Genomic DNA, 19,055 nt, shown 5'->3' with positions numbered 1-19,055 from the left:
TCCCCCAAGCACCGGAGCGACCCATGTCCCGCCAGATCATCAACACCGAAAAGGCCCCCGCCGCCATCGGCCCGTACTCGCAGGCCGTGCGCGCCGGCAACACCGTGTATTTCTCCGGCCAGATCCCGCTCGATCCGGCTACCGGCGACGTCGTCGGCGCCGGTGACGTCGAAGCGCAGGCCCGCCGCGCCTTCGACAACCTCAAGGCCGTGGCCGAAGCCGCTGGCGGCTCGCTGGACAAGGTCGTGCGCCTGGGCCTGTACCTGACCGACCTGGGCGAGTTCGCCAAGGTCAATGCGGTCATGCAGGACTACTTCCAGGCCCCGTACCCGGCCCGTTCCACCATCGAAGTTTCCGGCCTGCCGAAGGGCGCCAACTTCGAGGTCGACGCGGTGATGGTCATCGACTGACCGCCACGTGGCACGCAAGGCGGCGGTCACCCCGGTCCTGTCACCGTCCGGCGAAGCATCCCTGGCGATGCTCGCCGGCGTCGGTCCGGCCGTGGCCGCCAAACTGCAGGCGCGTGGCCTGGCCACGCTGCAGGATCTCTGGCTTCATCTGCCGTTGCGCTATGAAGACCGGACCCGGCTGACCCGCATCGAAGACCTGCGCAACGGCGTACCGGCGCAGGTGGAAGGGCGGGTGGTCGCGGTCGAGCGCGGCATGCGCTACCGGCCGATGCTGAAGGTCGCCGTGGAGGATGAAGGGCAGGGCACCCTGGTGCTGCGCTTCTTCCACTTCCGCCAGCAGCAGGTCGGCCAGTTCGCAGTCGGCAACCGGCTGCGCTGCTTCGGCACGCCCAAACCCGGCCACCTCGGCCTGGAAATCGTCCACCCCAGCTACCAGGTGCTGGGCCGCAATGACGATCCCGAACTCGGCGACCGCCTCGACCCGGTGTATCCCACCGTGGAAGGTGTCGGCCCGATGACCATGCGCAAGCTGATCGGCCAGGCGCTGGACCGCCTGCCCGAGGAAAGCACGCTGGAACTGCTGCCCAGCGGCTGGCTGGATGGCCTCGGCCTGCCGTCACTGCGCAGCGCGCTGCTGACCGTGCACCGGCCGCCGCCGGATGCCGATCTGGCCGCGCTGGCCGCAGGCACCCATCCGGCGCAGCGTCGTCTGGCAATGGAAGAGCTGCTGGCCCATCACCTCAGCCTGCGCCGCCAGCGCATTGCCTTGCAGGCGCACCATGCGCCGCCGCTGGCCGGCCCCGGCAAGCTGGCCAAGGCGCTGCTGAAACAGCTGCCGTTCGCGCTGACCCGCGCACAGGCGCGCGTGTTCAAGCAGATCCGTGAAGACCTCGCACGGCCCAGCCCGATGCTGCGGCTTGTGCAGGGCGACGTCGGCTCCGGCAAGACCGTGGTCGCCGCACTGGCCGCGATGCTGGCAGTCGAGCAGGGTAAGCAGGTCGCATTGGCAGCGCCCACCGAGCTGCTGGCCGAGCAGCATCTCAACAACCTGCGCGGCTGGCTGGAACCGCTGGGCGTGCGTATCGCCTGGCTGGCCGGCAAGGTCACCGGCAAGGCGCGCGCCAAGGTGATGGAGCAGGTTGCCAACGGCGAGGCGCAGGTGGTGGTCGGCACCCACGCGCTGATGCAGGAGGCGGTGGTATTCCAGGATCTGGCCCTGGCCATCGTCGACGAACAGCACCGCTTCGGCGTGCACCAGCGGCTGGCCCTGCGCGACAAGGGCGCGGGCGGCAACAGCGTGCCGCACCAGCTGGTGATGACTGCCACGCCGATTCCACGCACGCTGGCGATGTCCGAATACGCGGATCTGGATGTGTCGGCCATTGACGAACTGCCGCCGGGCCGCACGCCGGTGCAGACCGTCGCACTCAACAACGATCGTCGTCCCGAGCTGATCGAGCGGATCGCGCTGGCCTGCCAGGAAGGGCGGCAGGTGTACTGGGTGTGCACGCTCATCGAGGAAAGCGAAGAGCTCGACGCCACGCCGGCGCAGGCCACTTACGAATCGCTGCAGGCGCTGCTGCCGGGCGTGCGCGTGGGGCTGGTGCATGGCCGCCTGAAGGCCGCCGAGAAGCTGGCGACGATGGTGGCGTTCAAGGCGGGTGAGATCGAACTGCTGGTGGCGACCACGGTCATCGAAGTGGGCGTGGACGTACCGAACGCTTCGCTGATGGTGATCGAGAATGCCGAGCGCCTCGGCCTGGCCCAGCTGCACCAGCTGCGCGGCCGCGTCGGTCGTGGTTCGGCGGTATCGCGTTGCGTGCTGCTGTACCAGGCGCCGCTTTCGCAGATGGCACGCGAGCGTTTGCAGACCATGCGCGAAACCAACGATGGCTTCGTCATCGCCGAGAAGGATCTGGAGCTGCGTGGCCCGGGCGAACTGCTCGGTACCCGCCAGACCGGCCTGGCTGGCTTCCGCATCGCCGATCTGGCCCGCGATGCCAGCCTGCTGCCCGGCGTGCATGACCTGGCCGAACGCCTGCTGGCCCAGCAACCCGCGCTGGCCGATCGCGTGGTGCAACGCTGGATCGGCACCGCCGTGCGTTACGCCTCGGCGTAATGCCGCATTGGTGGGTGTGGACCCTGGTCCACACATCCACGCATGGCGTGGATCTACAGCGCCAAACGTTCCGACAGACCGGGTAGCACGAGATACTCGGACGCCTTCCCGACGCGCTCTTTGCTGACAAGCCCGGAAGCCACCAATCCGTTCAGATCCTTCAACGCGGTCGGATAGGTAATGGTGTGTGCCGCCTGGTGGCTGGCGACGGTGTAGGTCCGGTCAGGATCCTTCAGCGCGTTGGCCAGCAACGCGCGCTGTCGATGATTGAGAGGCACACCGCCAAGCCGGGCGGTTCGCAGCACGCGTCGCGCTGCCTGATCCTCCGCATGCTTCCTGGCGATGTAGGCATGCAAACCCTGGATCGATTGCTCAATCGCCTCCAGTTGTTGCGCCACGAAGTAGCCAAGATCCCGGTTGTCGCTTTCGGTGTAGAGGTAGGCCCGCATGTACTTGCCTGGGGACTTCTTCAACACGCTGGAAATGGAGAAGTACTCGGTCATCCAATATCCGGCATTCATCATCGCCCAGTAGAACAGTGCGCGTGCCGTACGGCCATTGCCATCCACGAAAGGATGGTCATAGCCAATCTGGAAATGCAGTGCGATGGCTTTGGCGACAGGATGGATGAACGGTGTGCTTTCCTCATTGATGAACGTGCACAGCCGCTCGATCCGTGCGGGCACTTCCTCGGCCGGAGGAGGGATGTGCAGCAGCGTAGGTGGTGAGCCGCGATCGAAGATCGCAACGTTGTCTTCGGCGGTTCTGAAACGCCCGCTGTCGGTTGGAAGCTCCAGCGTGCCGTCGGTGAGGATGCTGTGCAGCTCCAGAATCTCGCCGGGAGTGATCGGGCGTATGCCGCGCTCGCGGATCACGTTCATTGCCACGTAGTTGTTGTAGATCATGCGCTCGGACTGGTCGCGCGGCGCACGGCCTGTGCTCAGCATTTCCTTTGCCACCGCCCGCGTGGTCGAGGCGCCCTCCAGCTGCGATGAGGTCATCGCTTCCTCGATCAGCGAGCGGATCAGGAACCGTCCTTGGCCGCTGGCAGCATCCACACCCTTCACCGAGCCTGCGGCCTCCCGATCAATGTAGTGCAGGTGCCGCTGCATTGAATCGGTAAGTGCCAGCTTGAAGGGTTGCTGCGTCTTGTCCAGCAACAGCGGTAGCGGCTTCAGCAATGCTGCGCGCGTCCACGTGATGCCCAGCCACCACTGCTCCGCGTTCAGGCCCGCCGGTGGCGCTCTGTGGCGGACTTTGTCCCAGTGCTCATAGGCGCCGTTCACCTCGGGCCCGATCCGGGCGTCCAGGATGGTACCGAGGGTCTCCATGTACTTCCGGGTGAGGGTTGCCAGATCGGGAGCTGGCGCGGGCAGCTTCATGGTTGTTTTCTATAAAATGTTCAACACTTTTTATAGCAAATGATGTTGGGCGCTCCAAGCGACCCGAACTAGAATCTGTTCATGTTCGTGAGTGCGTTGGGCGGGGCGTTGGTGGGGGCAACGGATCCAACCCTCTCCACTACATCTTTGCCGCCGGGGCAGACCGGTATTGCAACGGTCATCATCCCGGTCCACACTTCGTTGCCGATCTGAAGACGGCAACGATGACCCACAAGATCCCCCTGTTGATCGACACCGACCCCGGTGTGGACGACGCCCTGGCCCTGCTGATGGCCTTTGCCGATGAACGGCATGACGTGGTCGCCCTGACCATCGCCGCCGGCAATGTCGGCCTGCAGTACACCGTCCGCAACGCCCTCAAGCTCTGCGACATCGTCGGCCGCGCCGACGTACCGGTGTTTGCCGGCAGCCCGGATCCCCTGCTGCATCCCTCCGTTGACGCCGCCCACGTGCATGGCCGTGACGGCTACGGCGACGTGGACCTGCCGCCGCCGAGCCGCCAGGCTGAAGCCGAGCACGCCGCACTGGCCATCCTGCGCCTGTCGCACGAGCACGCCGGTGAACTGATGCTGGTGATGCTTGGCCCGCTGACCAACCTGGCCCTGGCACTGAAGCTGGACCCGACCCTTCCCGAGCGCATCAAGCGCATCGTGGTGATGGGCGGTGCGGTCACCTGCCACGGCAACATCACCCCGGCGGCCGAATTCAACATCGCGTTCGATCCGGAAGCGGCGCACGTGGTGTTCACTTCGTTCAAGCACCTGCTGGTGTCGGACTGGGAGGCCACCGTTGCCCATGGCCTGCCGCTGCAGGATGCTGAAAAGTGGCTGCAGGCTGATTCCGATCGCGCCCGTTTCTACGAGCTGATCTCGCGCAAGACCCGTGGCCTGTCCGAGGACAGCAAGGGTGGCCGCTGGTATACCGCCGATGCGGTCGCCATGGCCTGGGCGCTGAACCCGGAAGGGCAGCTGCAGGTCGAATCGCGGCCGCTGAACGTGGAGCTGAACGGTACGTTCAGCCGCGGCGCCACCATCATCGACTGGAACCGCCAGACCGGCCAGCCGGACAACTGCGATCTGCTGATGGCCTACGACCAGCAGCGTTTCGAGGCCCTGGTGCGCCAGGCCCTGGGCGCGGACTGAAGTCTGTTGACCCGCACCGGTTGCCCCGAGCGGCAACCGGTGCTTATAATGCCGCTCTTGACCACCAGCCCATTTACGGTGTGAGCCCATGAAGGCCGATATCCATCCGAACTACCGCGACGTCGTCTTCCATGACGTCACCTCCGATTTCAAGATCCTGACCCGCTCGACCATGGCGACGAAGGAAACCATCAAGTGGGAAGACGGCAACGAATACCCGCTGGTCAAGGTTGAAATTTCCTCTGCTTCGCACCCGTTCTACACGGGCAAGCACAAGGTCATCGACACCTCGGGCCGTATCGACAAGTTCCAGAAGCGCTACGCGCGCTGATCTGTCGATCCAGCTTCGAACCGACGGCCGCGCTCTGCGCGGCCGTTTGTTTTTCCCCAACGCCAACCCAACGGGCGTTTGGATGGGCGGAACACTGCGTTCGTGTGACAACGCTTTTGCCGATCCGGGCCGCTCAACGGCCGGCGTCTGGCCGCCTGTCGTATACGACTTCTGTCTAGCGCCGGGCAAATGCTGCTGTGCGATAATGACCTGATCCCCGGCACAGGCCGAGGACGTCATTCACGTGCCTGACCAATGCGCTTGGGCAGGCGCCTTCCCATGAAGGAGCGCACACAGTGTCCGATCTTGATCAGGTCACGCTCAACGCCGGCGATAAGTCGGTCGTTCTGCCCGTCATCAAACCCACCCTTGGCAACGACTGCGTCGACATCGCGAAGCTGACCAAGGAAACGGGGTATTTCACCTACGATTCCGGTTTCACCGCGACGGCCAGCTGCAAGTCCGCCATCACCTACATCGACGGCGACAAGGGCGTGCTGCTGTACCGCGGCTACCCGATCGAACAGCTGTCGGAAAAGTCGAGCTACGTCGAAGTGGCCTACCTGCTGATCAACGGCGAGCGCCCGAGCGCCGAGCAGCTGAAGGCCTTCACCGACGAGCTGGCGGCTGAAGCCAACGTCGATGAGTCGATCAACACCCTGATCGGCAGCTTCGCCAAGGATGCACATCCGATGGCCATCCTGACCGCCGCCATCGCGCAGCTGTCGGGCATCTACCACGCCTCGCTGGACCTGTCCGACGCCGAACAGCGCCGCCAGGCCGCTGTGCGCCTGATCGCCAAGGTGCCGACCCTGTCGGCGCTGATCTACCGCCACGGCAAGGGCCTGCCGGCCAACAAGCCGGACACCTCGCTGGACTACGTCAGCCGCTTCCTGAAGCAGACCTTCGAGTCGGCTGATGGCCAGTACGATCTGAACCCGGACGTGGTCAAGGCGCTGGACCTGCTGTTCATCCTGCACGCCGACCACGAGCAGAACGCCTCGACCTCGACCGTGCGCCTGGTCGGCTCGACCGGTGCCAACCCGTACGCGTCGGTTGCCGCTGGCGTCACCGCGCTGTGGGGTCCGGCCCACGGCGGTGCCAACGAAGCCGTGCTGAAGATGCTGGAAGAGATCGGCAGCGCCGACAACGTCGAGTCCGCCGTGGTCAAGGCCAAGGACAAGACCTCCGGCTTCCGCCTGATGGGCTTCGGCCACCGCGTCTACAAGAACTTCGACCCGCGCGCCAAGGTCATCGGCGAGATGACCAGCAAGGTGCTCAAGCAGCTGGGCGTGCAGGATCCGCTGCTGGACGTGGCCGTGAAGCTGGAACAGGCCGCGCTGCAGGACGAGTACTTCGTTGCCCGCAAGCTGTACCCGAACGTCGATTTCTACAGCGGCATCATCTACAAGGCGCTGCAGATCCCGACCGAAATGTTCACCGTCATGTTCGCCCTGGGCCGTACCTCCGGCTGGGTCTCGCATTGGCTGGAACAGCAGGTTGACCCTGAAATGAAGATCGGCCGTCCGCGCCAGGTCTACACCGGCAGCGACGTGCGCGACTACCAGGGCTGATCGCCCGCGTAGATTGTGCCGAGAACGCCCCGCATCCGCGGGGCGTTTTTTTTGCTTCGGCTCTGGTAGCTGCCAACCTTGGTTGGCACGCTTTTGTAGAGTCGAGCCATGCTCGACTGCTCTTGCTGAGTCGAGCATGGCTCGACTCTACAAAAGCAGAGCACTACACCTCGGAATACCGGCTCGGCGAACACCCCAGCTCACGCCGGAACGCGGCAGAAAACGCGCTGGGGCTCGCATACCCCAGGTCCAATGCCACGCGTGTTACCGCCTGCCCCTGGCCCAGCCGTTCGATGGCCGCCAGCAGGCATACCTGCTGCCGCCACTCGGCGAAACTCACCCCGGTACCTGCGCGGAACGTCCGCGTGAAGGTGCGCCGGCTCATGCCTGCATCCGCAGCCACCTCATCAAGCCCGATGGCGAGCGAGGGCGCATCGAACAGCGCCCGGCAGACGCGCGCGAGGCGCGCATCGGCAGGCAATGGCGCATGCAGGGAAAGCATCGGCATCGACGCGATCTCCGCGACCAGCAACTGCATCAGCTTGCCCGCACGCCCGTCCTCGTCGTACAGCGCGGGCAGGTCCACTGCGCCTTCCAGCAGCTGCCGCAGCAACGGCGAAACGGCATACACGTGGCACTGCGCCGGCATCGCCACTGCAGCAGCCGCCTCGATGGAAAGGAATGCGTTGAGCATCGTCACCGGCCCGCGCATCGTCATCTCGTGCACCAGCCCGGCGGGTACCCAGCAGGCGCGCTGTGGCGGCACCAGCCAGCGCCCCTGCGGTGTCGTCACGCTGATGGTGCCGCACGCGGCGAACGCGAACTGCCCGCGTCGATGGGCATGGCGCGGAAAGGTGGACGACGCTGCAAAGTCGTTCGAGGTGACCACGACATCGCGCGGCAGGTCTTCATAGGGATCGAGCAGCGAATTGCGCATGGCCCGGATTCTATAGCGGTTGACCTGTCATCGACGGTGGGCTGGGCCTGCGCTGCCTAGCATCAACACTCCTCCTCACTGCGGCAATTCTTCATGGCCAACACTTTTCATCGCGTGGGGCAGGGGCCTCACTCCGTCCTGGTCCTGCATGGCTGGTTCGGCGACGCACACGCGTTCGAACCGATCGAGCCATGGCTGTCACGCGACCACTTCAGCTACATCTTCATGGACTGCCGTGGCTACGGCGGCATGCGCGATGTGGCGGGGCAGTACAGCATCGACGAAATCGCCCGTGACGCGCTCTCGCTCGCCGATGCACTTCAGCTGGAAACGTTCAGCGTAGCGGGGCATTCCATGGGAGGCATGGCGATCGAGCGCATCGCCGTGCTCGCGCCCCAGCGGGTGCGCTCCATGCTGGCCATCGCACCCGTCCCCTGTGGTGGCATTGCCTATGACGCATCCACGCGAGGACTTCTGGAGAGCGCTGCCGGCAGCGTGGCCAGCCGAAGGGCCATCATCGATCGCAGTACCGGCGGGCGGCTGCCTGCAGCCTGGTTGGACTGGAAGGCCCGTTATTCAATGGAGCACTCAACGCCCGACGCGTTTGCTGCCTATCTTCCCGCGTGGGCAGATACCGATTTCAGCAACGACATCGTCGGCGAGCACCGGTTGAAGGTGCTGATAGGCGGGCACGATCCGACCTTCAACCGATCACTGATGGAGTGCACTTATCTGCGCCGCTACCGGCAGGCCACGCTGGAGGTTCTGGAGGATGCAGGACACTACCCGATGAATGAGACACCCTTGGTACTGGTGGAGGCAATGGAGTCCTTCCTGTTGTCATCGCCTTGATCGAAGAGGAGATCGACGACGATCTGCCGACGGAGGCCATCGGATGGGTACGGTGGTGGAACCGCATGGCGAGGTCGACACGCATCGGTTCAAGCCGACCGACACCGTTGTTGATCGGGCCACCGTGGTGCCCGCAGGCTGAGGCTCGCGCGCACAGCGCGAACAGCAGTCGAGCATGGCTCGACTCTACAAAGGCGAGGCAATGGGGTTTGTTGTATTCAACGCGTGAGGGAAGTTGCATAACCTTGTCTGTAGATCCACGCCATGCGTGGATGAACCACTGTAGAGTCGAGCCATGCTCGACTCGCACGCATAGCGCGAGCGGCGCGAACAGCAGTCGAGCATGGCTCGACTCTACAAAAGCAAGGCAATGAGGTTTTTTGCATTTACCGAATGAGGGAAATTGCATAACCCTCAAACATTGAGCGCCTTCAAGAATCCTTCTTAACGTTCAAAGTTTTAGGAATGCTTGAATGGCCTGCAGGACAATGGGTTCCTAACATTCTCTCCGTCGCCCGCAACCACCTCTGCGGGCGGCGCCTCCCTCCCTTTCTCCTTAGGGGAGGGGGGCTTTCTCATTCCCCCTTGTCCGAGAGAGACAACACATGCACGCCATTCTCAAGAAGGCCGCGCTCGCTGCAGCGCTGGCCACGGCTTCGCTGTCCGCGCATGCCGTGGAAACCAAGATCTCCGTCTACGCCGACGTCGACCCGACCCTGGCCCTGCTGCGTGATGACGGCAGTGCCTTGCCGGATCTGGTGACCCTGACCCATGACCCGATGCGTGGCCTGCTGCCGAACACCCAGCGCGTTCGCATCCACACCAACGATCAGGACGCCGATATCGAAGCCAAGATCGGTGGCGCATTCGTGCTCGCCAATGGTGACGGCAAGGTCACCGTGCCGATGACGGTCAGCCTCAACGGTCGCGATCTGGGCCTCACCCCGATTGAATACGCTGCAGCCGATCTGTTCACCGGGGCAGGCGCCACCCCGGGTGCGTCGATCTCGATGCCGCTGACCATCGCGCAGACCACCCCGGCGGCGATCGCCACCAAGGGTACCTACAAGGGTGTCGTCAACGTCGTGCTGAGCCAGAAGCCCTGATTCAACGCACCTCCCGCGCCGGCCCCTGAATCGGGCCGGCCGTTTCTCCAGCGGTACCCCCATGACCCCACACGCCCCCGCCATCACCCGGCTGGCGGTCGCGCTCGCCCTGGCGCTGGCAACGCCGCTGGCGGCGGCGCGCGGCGTCCCGCCCGGCTTCGAGGATCTGGTCGAAGGCCAGACCGAACAACTCGACATCCAGCTGTTCGGCCGCTCGGCCGGGCTGTCGCCGGTGCGCGTGACCCTTGAACACGTGCAGCTGGAAGATCCGGCAGGCGTGCTGCAGGCGCTGGATCTGCCCGTCGAGGCGCAGGCCGCGCTACTGCCCGCGTTGTCCCAGCCCATGCCGCGCAACAGCCACCTGGCCTGCCGCTTCGGTGGCGCCACCGCCGGCTGCGGCTATCTCGATCCACCGGACGACCCCGCCGCCGTGCGCGCTCTGTACGACGAAGGCGAGGGCGCGGTGCGCCTGTTCGTTGCCCGTCAATGGATTCCCGGCAAGCCGGCCGCCGAACGCTTCCACACCGTCAGCGCCAACGCCGAGAACGCCTTCCTGCACCAGCAGGTGATCAATGTCAGCGGTAGCCGCGACTACCAGACGCTGTCCGCGCGTGGCACCGGCGTGCTGGGCCTGTTCGACCGCGGGCATGTCTCCGCCGAATGGAACTTCAACCAGCAACGCTACCGCAGCCGTGGCAGTGACAGCACGTTCCAGTTCGACAACGTCTACTACCGCCATGACCTGGGGCAGGCGCACTACCTGCAGGCCGGGCGCATGGACCGCCGCAACCTGTCCAGCCCGCAGGGCGGCACCTTCAGTTTCAGCATGCTGCCGCTGGACCGCCTGCAGGGCCTGCGCGTGGGCACCACCCAGGCCTACGTGGATTCCGATGCCGCCGTGCAGGCCACGCCGCTGACCGTGCTGCTGGCGCGCGACGCACGCGTGGATGCCTACGACGGCACGCGCCTGCTGCAGACCTCCTACCTGCAGGCCGGCATCAACCAGATCGACACCCGCAACTTCCCGTTCGGCAACTACAACGTCACCCTGCGCATCTACGAAGATGGCGTGCTGGTGCGCAGCGAAGACGCGCCGTTCGACAAGGGCGGCGACTGGACCAACAGCCAGTGGCAGTGGTTCGTGCAGGGCGGCAAGCGCAACGAGCGCCGTAGTGATCGCTTCGATGGCGAACGCGTGGCGGTGGCCGGCATGCGCGTGCCGCTGGGCCGCGACGTGGCGATGGTGGCCGGCGCCGCCGACCTGGGCGGCTTCCGCTACGGCGAGCTGCGCGTGGACCTGCGCCGCCTGTATGCCACCCAGGAACTACGCGCCAGCTTCGGCGGCATGCGCGGCAACGATGGCAGCACCGGCCAGCAGCACCAGCTGTCGTACCGCCGCACCGCGTCCTGGAACATCTACCAGCAGCGCATGCGCGGCAAGGCCTGCCAGTTCGAGGCCGATGCCCGTGATCAGCTGGGTTGTACCAATTCCCTCAGCGCCTCGATGGCGCTGCCGCTGGCCGGTGGCAGCGCCTATGTGGGCTACACGCGGCGTCAGACCTGGCGCGCGGGGCGCATTCTGCCGGGTGCGGAAGACGATCCGCTGGCCGGGCTGGACCCGCTGCTGCCACCGCCACCGCCGTGGCAACCGCGCCGCGAGCCGCAGCTCAGCCGCACCTGGCAGGCCAGCTTCAGCCGCAGCCATCGCTGGCAGGATTTCAGCGTCTCCACGCGCGTGGGTGTGTGGCATCAGCGCGCCAGCGACAGCCTGCGCGGCAGTGACCAGCGCGACCGCGGCATCTACTTCAACCTGAGCCTGACCCGACTGCTGCGCGGCACCGCCGGCAGCGGCCAGCGCCGCTACAGCGTGGACGTGCGGCAGCCGCAGCATCAGCGCCCGGACATCAACTACAGCGTCGGCCACAGCCTGCGCCAGGAAGTCGATGCGCAGTACCGCGAGATGTCAGCCGAACTGCGCGCCAACAACAGCGACCGCTACAGCGCCACGCTCAGCGGCCAGCTGCAGAACAGCCTGGGCCAGAGCGGCGCCACGCTGGCGCACTACCAGCAGCGCGGCCGCAGCGAGACCGCCTACAGCGGCATGCACAGCTCCGGCTTTGCACTGGGCAAGCGCGGCTTCTACTGGAGCGGCAGCAACGGTGCCGATGCTGGCCTGGCCGTGCAGGTGGCCGACACCGACGACATCGACCTGCGTGGCGTGGCGGCCGAACTGCAGGTGGGCGGCCTGCGCAGGCAACGCCTGCAGATTGGCGAGCGCCGGTTGCTGCCGTTGTCGTCGTACCAGTCGCACCGGGCCGAAGTGCAGGACGCCAGCACGCTGGACAGCATCGCCGCCATCCGCGTGTCCGGCGTGGGTGGCGCACGGCCGTTGTTCCTCAGCCCCGGGCGGCTGATGCGCATGCCAGTGCCGATCGAGGTGACCTACACCTTCATCGGCAACGCCAAGGATCTAGCCGGAGCGCCGCTGGGCGGCGCCCGCATCCTCAACGCGCCGGTGCCCGGCACCAGCGCCAACGGCGGCTTCGTTGCCGATTTCCCGCGTCGCGAGACAACGCTGTACCTGCTGCAGGACGACCGCCTGCTGCACTGCCCGCTGCAGGTGCGCGAGCGCCGCCAGGTGGTGCTGCTGGTCGGCGCCGTGCACTGCGAGCCGCTGGCCGTGGCCCAGCTGCCGCCGGAGATCCGCCAGCAGGCCCGCGTGACCCGTCTGCTGCAGGAACGCGCGTTGATTGCCGCCACGCCCCAGACCGCTGCTGCAGGAGGAACGCCATGAACCGGCGTGTGTTGTTGGTGTTGATGCTGGTGTGTGCGCTGGTGGTGCTGGCGCCGAGGGCATGGGCGCAGTGGCCGCCGGAAACGCATCCGGCGGATCAGAGCCGGGACATCGTGATGTCGTGGGATCGCTCGGCCGTGCCGGGGGATGTGGAGCTGTGGGCGCCGCGGACGGTGCTGGGGTTCAGTCACGACTTGGCGATGAAGTACGGGCAGATCCATGTGGTTTGTGGGTCTGCTTCTGATAGTGAATTTGGGAAATGCGCCGTAGATGGTGAGCCGGAAGCGTCGGTTGGCATAAGTGACATTGATCTGCTGTTCGTAGAGCAGAGAACCGGCTTGCGTAGTGAGCTTCGAGCACAGGGATATCTGCAGAGGGTCATGTCGGATTGGTCCTGCTTCACTGATTACTGGGACCTATCCAGGAGGCGTCTGAATGCATCCTACTGGTTCAAATGCGATTCGAGTCAACCAGCTGGTACCGGCGCCAATCTTGAGCTTCCCTCGGCCGAGCTCTCCAAGCTCGTCGCCGGCCACTGGAAGGCCACGATGCGCCTGAACATCAAAGCCGACCCATCCGCCGCACCGGTAGCCACGGCAGTCTTCAACTTCGACTTCACCGTCACCGACTACGACGCGATCTCGATCTACTTCCCGGGCTTCGATGGCATCGCACCCCTGGTCAACATGGACCTGCGCTATGACCCTATCCGCAAGGTCGTCGCCGGACGCAAGGACGTGGACATGTGCCTCTACGACGGCGTGGGTTCGCAGAGCGAATTCCTCGGCGTCACCGTGCGCGACAGCGGGCCGCGCCCACCGCCTGGGCGGGACTTTGCGGTCTGGCATCAGGACGGCGGCAGCGACGATACCCAGCGCCTCGACTACCAGGTCGGCCTGAGCTACGGCGGCAACCTGCTGGCGATGAAGCATGGTGAGGAACAGCTGCTGCGCGGCATCGACAGCGCACAGCTGCGCATGGTGCTGCTGCCGGGCATCAGCCAACCGGTGTACTGCGTGCCCACGCCACTGACGCTGGAAACACCGCCTACGCCCATCGCCAGCAAACGCCCCGGTCTCTACGACGGCGAGCTGACGGTAGAGCTGCGCGTGCCGACCGCCAAACCCTGATCCCCACGGAGGCTCATCATGAAGAAGCTGCTGTTCTGCCTGTTGCCGTTGAGCGCACTGCTGGCCTCGCCGGCACAGGCCAATCTGTCCATTCATCCGATGCGCGCGGCGGTGGATGCCAAGCATGGCACGAAGATCCGCGTGTACTCGCAATCCACCCAGCCGCAGTACGTGCAGGCACGCCTGCTGCGCATCAGCAACCCGGCACAGGTGGGCGAGGAAGAGATTGAAGTGGAAGCTGCCGATGCGGCGATTGCCATCACACCCGGCAAGTTCGCACTCAGCGGGGGAGGCAATCGCCTGATCCGGGTGATTCCGCTGCAGACGGTGGAGAAAGAGGCGGCCTACCGCATCTACTTCGAAGGGGTGAAGGGCCCCGACGGCACCATTCTGGAAGGCGATGAGCAGGCGGCGCAGGCCAACGTCGGCGTCAGCCTGGTCTGGGGCGCGCTGGTGAACGTAGTGCCTGCCAAAGGCAGCGTGGATCTGCAATTGCAGGGCAACACCCTGCGCAACACCGGCACGCTGCGTGTGGGCATCACCGGTGCTGCCGAGTGCAGTACCAGTGGTGTGTGCACACCGCTTGAGTTGTCCAGAAGCCTCTACCCCGACGCTGCGCTGACCTTGCCGTTCCAGCTTCAGCCGGGCAGCACCCTGCAGCTGCAGTACCGACTGTCGAACGACAGCTACCGCGATCACGTAACGACCCTGGCGCCGAGCGCCTGACCTTCATCGCCCCGTTCAAGTGCGGGGCTTCATTTCCCTTGTCCTGTTAAGGAGAGAACATGAATCACATCTACCGTCGTATCTGGAGCACAGCGAAGCAATGCTGGGTTGTTGCAAGTGAACTTTCCATTGCTGGCGCATCCACCGCAGGGGCCATTCATAGGAAGAAATTGAATGCTCCGACTCTGGCGGTCCTTTCAGTGGCAATTGCCATTGTTGGAGGTGCTCAGGCTAGCCCGTCGGAGCTCGGCACTGACTGTGAGCACGAAGCGAACAGATTCGAGCATGAGTGCCTGTCCTCCCGTTCCCTGGGCGTAAATGCATATGGCACAAGAAGTTATGATGCTGGTGGAGGGTTGGCGATCGGGGACTATTCCGTATCCATTGGCTACGGCTCTGAAGCTATGGATCATAAGACGGTTGCTCTGGGCCATACGGCACGAGCCTGGGGAGTTGACAGCGTAGCAATCGGCATGGGGTCGAAGACCAATGGAGGCCACAATGTGGCGATTGGTGCTTACGCCGAGGCTCACTACATCGGCGGAATGTCGATGGGAAACCAGGCGAAAGCACTTGCCCAGAATGCCGTATCCATCGGTAGTGGTTCGCGCGCTACGGTTGACGATGCGGTTGCATTCGGTGCGAATTCCGTGGCTCGCGCAAAGAACGCCATCGCGCTCGGCGCCAGGTCTGTGGCCGATGAAGCTGACACCGTCTCCGTCGGCAACAGTGTCACCAAGCGGCGCATCGTCAACTTGGCCGACGCGCGTCTGACCGCTTACAGTACTGATGCCGTCACCGGAAAGCAGTTGTATGCGACCAACAGTGCGGTCACTACGGCACGAGCCGTGGCAGATAATGCATTGTCGAAGTCCAATGCGCTCTCAGGCCTTCTAAGCCAGACCTCTGTCTCAGGAAATGTCCGCCTGGGTGGCGGCAACAGCGGTACGGTGCTGGATGTCCGCAACAGCGCGAATACCAATCGCAAGATCACGGGTGTGGCTGACGCCACGCTCAGCACCACAAGCACCGAGGCCGTTTCGGGCAAGCAGCTCAACGCCACCAACAGCAATGTCACAGCCGTACGATCCATTGCTGACTCCGCGAAGACCAGCGCGGATAGTGCGTTATCGAAAGCGAACACGCTCTCTGGACTGCTGAGTCAGACGTCCGCCTCGGGCAACGTCCGAGTGGGTGCAAGCAACAGCGGTGCCGTGCTGGATGTGCGCAATAGCGCAAACGCCAACCGCAAAATCACCGGCGTGGCAGACGCTACGCTCAGCACCACAAGCACAGAAGCTGTGTCAGGCAAGCAGCTGAATGCCACCAACAGCAATGTCACGGCCGCACGATCCGTTGCTGATACCGCGAAGACCAGCGCAGACAGCGCGCTGACCAAGGCCAACACTCTCTCCGGGCTTCTGAGCCAGACCTCTGCCTCGGGCAATGTCCGGCTGGGCGAGAAAAACAGCGGCACCGTATTGGACGTGCGGAACAGCGCCAATGCGAGCCGCAAGATCACCGGTGTTGCGGATGCAACATTGTCCGCCACCAGCACCGATGCGGTGACGGGCCGGCAGCTCAACGCCACCAACAGCAACGTCAGTACCGCACTGGGTGATGCCAGCGCGGCCAAGACCAGCGCAAACACCGCTCTGACCCAGGTAGGAACGCTCAACGGACTGCTCAGCCAGGCCAGTGCCAGCGGTAATGTCCGGATCGGTGAGAAGAACAGCGGCACCGTACTGGATGTACGCAATAGCACGAACGCGAATCGGAAGCTGACTGGTGTGGCTGATGGAGTGGTCAGCGCCAGCAGCTATGAGGCCGTCAACGGCAGGCAGCTAAACGCGACCAATGACAAGGTGGCGGCGGTGGAGGGCATTGCCAGGTCTGCGGGCACGGAAGCTGGCGTGGCAAAGACGGATGCCGCCAAGGCGCTGGCTGAGACAGCAGCGCTGGGCGGACTGGTGGCGCAGGTATCGGCGACTGGCAATGTGCGTTTGGGCGAGAAGAACAGTGGCACGACCTTGGACGTGCGCAACAGCGCCAATGCCAATCGGAAGATCAGTGGTGTGGCGGATGGTATGTTGAGCGCCAGCAGTGCTGAGGCTGTGTCCGGGAAACAACTGTATTCATCCAATTCACGGATCTCAGTTCTGGAAGACGCAAGTCAGTTTCTGAGCATTGGCGTGGCGCCCACTAGCGAACGCGCCGAGGCTGGGCTGGCCGGGGTCGCTGTAGGTAACTCAGCCAGGACCGGCAACGATGGGGGAACTGCAGTGGGGACTCTGGCAAAGGCACTCGGTAGAAACTCCGTGGCCATTGGCCGCGCTTCAGTCGTGCATGAGGATTCCGATAGTGGATTTGCACTAGGTGCTGGAGCTGAGGTTGGCATTGCGGGAGATGGCGCCCGGGGAGGCGTTGCTATCGGTGCTGGAGCAAAGGTGGGCAAAGGAGCGAATGGTTCGCTGGCGATTGGCGAAGGCTCTCAGGCGAATGAGGCCGGAGTGGCTTCATTTGGAAGTGCAACTGCTTTTCGCCGTCTGGTGAACGTCGCGCGCGGTACTGCTGACCACAACGCCACCACCGTTGCCCAGCTGAAGGATTCCCTCGTCACGCTCGGCGGCGCCGCAGGCATGGATGCCAATGGCAACATCATCGCCCCGACCTACACGGTGCAGGGCGGAACGCAGAGCACCGTCGAGGACGCGCTGACGGCACTCGATGGCGCCGTCATCACCGCCGGCCGTCGCGCGGACAAGGTGGAAGGTCAGCTCAGCTCGATCTTCCAGGATTCACCTTCGGTCCGTGCCGACGGTATGAACCAGATCGCGCTGAATGGCGTGAATGGCATGGTGCTGACCAATCTTGCCGACGGCCGAGTAGCGCCAGGAAGCCGTGATGCCGTAACAGGCAACCAGCTGTACGCCGCAGAGCAGAAGATCTCGCAGAATCGGAATGATCTGGAGGCGATGCGCAAGGAGCGGGAGATGGGGCAGCAGGCAGTGCGTGGGTTGGATGCAAACGGCCCGATCGACTTCGGTGGTGCGCGTTTGACTGGCGTGGCCGATGGCTCCCTCTCTGCCGATAGTCGAGACGTAGTTACTGGGCGCCAGTTGTTTGCGATGACTGATCGCGTATCCGAGATTGAGTATCAGGGGCGCTTCCTCAAAATCAATACGGATCAGCTCAGCGAGGATGCCTTCGCAGGTTTCTTGGGTGTTGCAATTGGTGACTCGGCTCGCACGCAGGGCGAGGGAGGGACGGCTATCGGTTCGTTCGCCTCTTCGTTGGGCGTAAATTCTGTCGCTATAGGTCGTGGATCTTCCGTGTCAGCGAACGCTTTGAATGGCTTCGCGGTGGGGGCTGGTGCACATGTCGCGTCGACGAACGGAGTTTCAATTGGAGCAAGTTCAAGAGTCCATGCGGGCGCAGACGGATCATTGGCGCTGGGCGTGGGGTCTGAAGCTACTGAGGCAGGAACTGCATCCTTTGGGAGTGCAGGAACTGAACGCCGCCTCGTAAACATCGCCAACGGCACCGCCAACCACAACGCCGCCACCGTCGGCCAGCTGCGTGGTGCGCTTTCCGCTCTCGGCGGCGAGGTGGATGCCAACGGCAACATCGTCGGCCCGCGCTTCAACGTCCAGGGCCAGACACAGTCCACCTTGAATGGCGCACTGGAGGCACTGGATGGTGCGGTCGTCACCAACGCCTCGCGCGTGGACAAGGTCGAAACCCAGCTCCGCTCCGTTTTCCAGGACACCCCCTCGGTGCGCGCCGACGGTGTCAACCAGCTCACCCTCGCCGGCGCCAACGGCATGGTCATCTCCAACGTGGCCAACGGCCTGATCGCGGCCGGCAGCCGTGATGCGGTCAATGGCGGCCAGCTGCATTCGATGCAGCAGCAGCTCAACGGCCGCATGGACGGTCTGGAGCAGCGCATCGACGATGCCCCGGCACCGCGTGCACTGGCGTCGTCCTCGGTGCCGAAGCCGCAGACTGAGGAAACTCCTGTGGTGCCGGAAGGCAAGGACTCCCAGCAGGTCGCCTCGGTAGGCGAGGGTGACAAGCCCGCACCGCAGCCGAAGGCCAACAAGGACGAATCGCCGAAGCCGCAGGTGGACACCGCTGAGCTGGAGAAGATGCTGGCCCGTGCCAACGAGTACACCGATGGTGCGATCAGCAACTTCGAGCGCCGCCTGGACAAGATGGACAAGCGCTTCAACCGCATGGCGGCGATGAGCAGTGCGCAGAGCGCGATGGCGATGAACACCGCCGGCCTGGCCACCTACAACCGCCTCGGTGCAGGCGTGGGCTACAGCGAGGGTGAGTCGGCGATGGCGGTGGGCTACCAGCGCGTGCTCAACGAGAAGGGCTCGGCCACCTTCAGCCTCAATGGGGCGTTCACCAACAGCGGTGAGCGCAGCATGGGCGTCGGTGTGGGCATCGGCTGGTAAGCCATGGAGCCCCGGCGTGACGCGCGTAATCCACCCCGCCGCGCCGGGGTCCTCGCCCAGGAGATGGC

The 19,055-nt window shown here is 64.4% G+C and carries 13 protein-coding genes; 11 read left to right on the top strand and 2 right to left on the bottom strand.

The window, feature by feature from the left end; translation table 11 throughout:
- Positions 1-23: 23 nt before the first annotated feature.
- Together ACZLIB_RS18640 and recG are read left to right on the top strand one after the other, a co-directional pair.
- The gene (locus ACZLIB_RS18640) at positions 24-410 is read left to right on the top strand and encodes a RidA family protein (protein WP_049461736.1); all 387 of its coding nucleotides are present in this window, start codon (positions 24-26) and stop codon (positions 408-410) included.
- 7 nt (positions 411-417) lie between these two features.
- Entirely contained in the window at positions 418-2,529 is a 2,112-nt protein-coding gene (gene recG / locus ACZLIB_RS18635; RefSeq protein ID WP_478468386.1) for an ATP-dependent DNA helicase RecG, read from the top strand.
- A 53-nt stretch (positions 2,530-2,582) separates the two neighbouring features.
- Here the strand turns inward: recG and ACZLIB_RS18630 are convergent, their stop codons facing one another.
- Complete coding sequence (locus ACZLIB_RS18630; protein WP_065427838.1) at positions 2,583-3,911, bottom strand: Fic family protein; 1,329 nt, start codon at positions 3,909-3,911, stop codon at positions 2,583-2,585.
- 224 nt (positions 3,912-4,135) lie between these two features.
- Here ACZLIB_RS18630 and ACZLIB_RS18625 point away from each other — a divergent pair, with 224 nt between their 5' ends.
- The 3 genes from ACZLIB_RS18625 (at position 4,136) to ACZLIB_RS18615 (ending at position 6,979) form a co-directional block, all read left to right on the top strand.
- Complete coding sequence (locus ACZLIB_RS18625) at positions 4,136-5,074, top strand: nucleoside hydrolase (protein ID WP_049400735.1); 939 nt, start codon at positions 4,136-4,138, stop codon at positions 5,072-5,074.
- A gap of 88 nt (positions 5,075-5,162) precedes the next feature.
- A complete protein-coding gene (locus ACZLIB_RS18620; RefSeq protein WP_032127837.1) occupies positions 5,163-5,405 on the top strand; it encodes a type B 50S ribosomal protein L31 in 243 nt (80 codons plus the stop codon).
- Between the two features lie 296 nt (positions 5,406-5,701).
- Positions 5,702-6,979, top strand: coding sequence for a citrate synthase (locus ACZLIB_RS18615; protein ID WP_032127838.1), 1,278 nt, complete (start codon positions 5,702-5,704; stop codon positions 6,977-6,979).
- Positions 6,980-7,142: 163 nt separating this feature from the next.
- On the opposite strand, the gene ACZLIB_RS18610 is transcribed toward ACZLIB_RS18615, so the two are convergent.
- A complete protein-coding gene (locus tag ACZLIB_RS18610; protein WP_478468383.1) occupies positions 7,143-7,916 on the bottom strand; it encodes an AraC family transcriptional regulator in 774 nt (257 codons plus the stop codon).
- Positions 7,917-8,009: 93 nt separating this feature from the next.
- On the opposite strand from ACZLIB_RS18610, the gene ACZLIB_RS18605 reads away from it, so the two are divergent.
- The 6 genes from ACZLIB_RS18605 to ACZLIB_RS18580 all read left to right on the top strand — a co-directional run bounded on the left by ACZLIB_RS18605 (position 8,010) and on the right by ACZLIB_RS18580 (position 18,987).
- On the top strand, positions 8,010-8,768 hold the full coding sequence (locus ACZLIB_RS18605) for an alpha/beta fold hydrolase (protein WP_478468382.1): 759 nt from the start codon (positions 8,010-8,012) through the stop codon (positions 8,766-8,768).
- 605 nt (positions 8,769-9,373) lie between these two features.
- Positions 9,374-9,874, top strand: coding sequence for a CS1 type fimbrial major subunit (locus ACZLIB_RS18600; protein ID WP_478468380.1), 501 nt, complete (start codon positions 9,374-9,376; stop codon positions 9,872-9,874).
- Positions 9,875-9,935: 61 nt separating this feature from the next.
- Positions 9,936-12,668 carry a TcfC E-set like domain-containing protein gene (locus tag ACZLIB_RS18595; RefSeq protein ID WP_478468379.1) on the top strand — a complete coding sequence of 911 codons (2,733 nt, stop codon included), beginning with the start codon at positions 9,936-9,938 and terminating at the stop codon, positions 12,666-12,668.
- Complete coding sequence (locus tag ACZLIB_RS18590; protein ID WP_478468378.1) at positions 12,665-13,798, top strand: CfaE/CblD family pilus tip adhesin; 1,134 nt, start codon at positions 12,665-12,667, stop codon at positions 13,796-13,798. Before ACZLIB_RS18595 ends, ACZLIB_RS18590 begins: the two co-directional genes overlap by 4 nt.
- Before the next feature lie 18 nt (positions 13,799-13,816).
- Complete coding sequence (locus ACZLIB_RS18585; RefSeq protein WP_478468377.1) at positions 13,817-14,524, top strand: pilus assembly protein; 708 nt, start codon at positions 13,817-13,819, stop codon at positions 14,522-14,524.
- Positions 14,525-14,583: 59 nt separating this feature from the next.
- Positions 14,584-18,987, top strand: coding sequence for an ESPR-type extended signal peptide-containing protein (locus ACZLIB_RS18580; RefSeq protein WP_478468376.1), 4,404 nt, complete (start codon positions 14,584-14,586; stop codon positions 18,985-18,987).
- The last annotated feature ends 68 nt before the right edge of the window (positions 18,988-19,055 follow it).

The organism is Stenotrophomonas sp. 220_Sma, assembly GCF_056487375.1.
The sequence above is the reverse complement of the archived record's forward strand: the minus strand, read 5'-3'. Positions and strand labels throughout refer to the sequence as shown.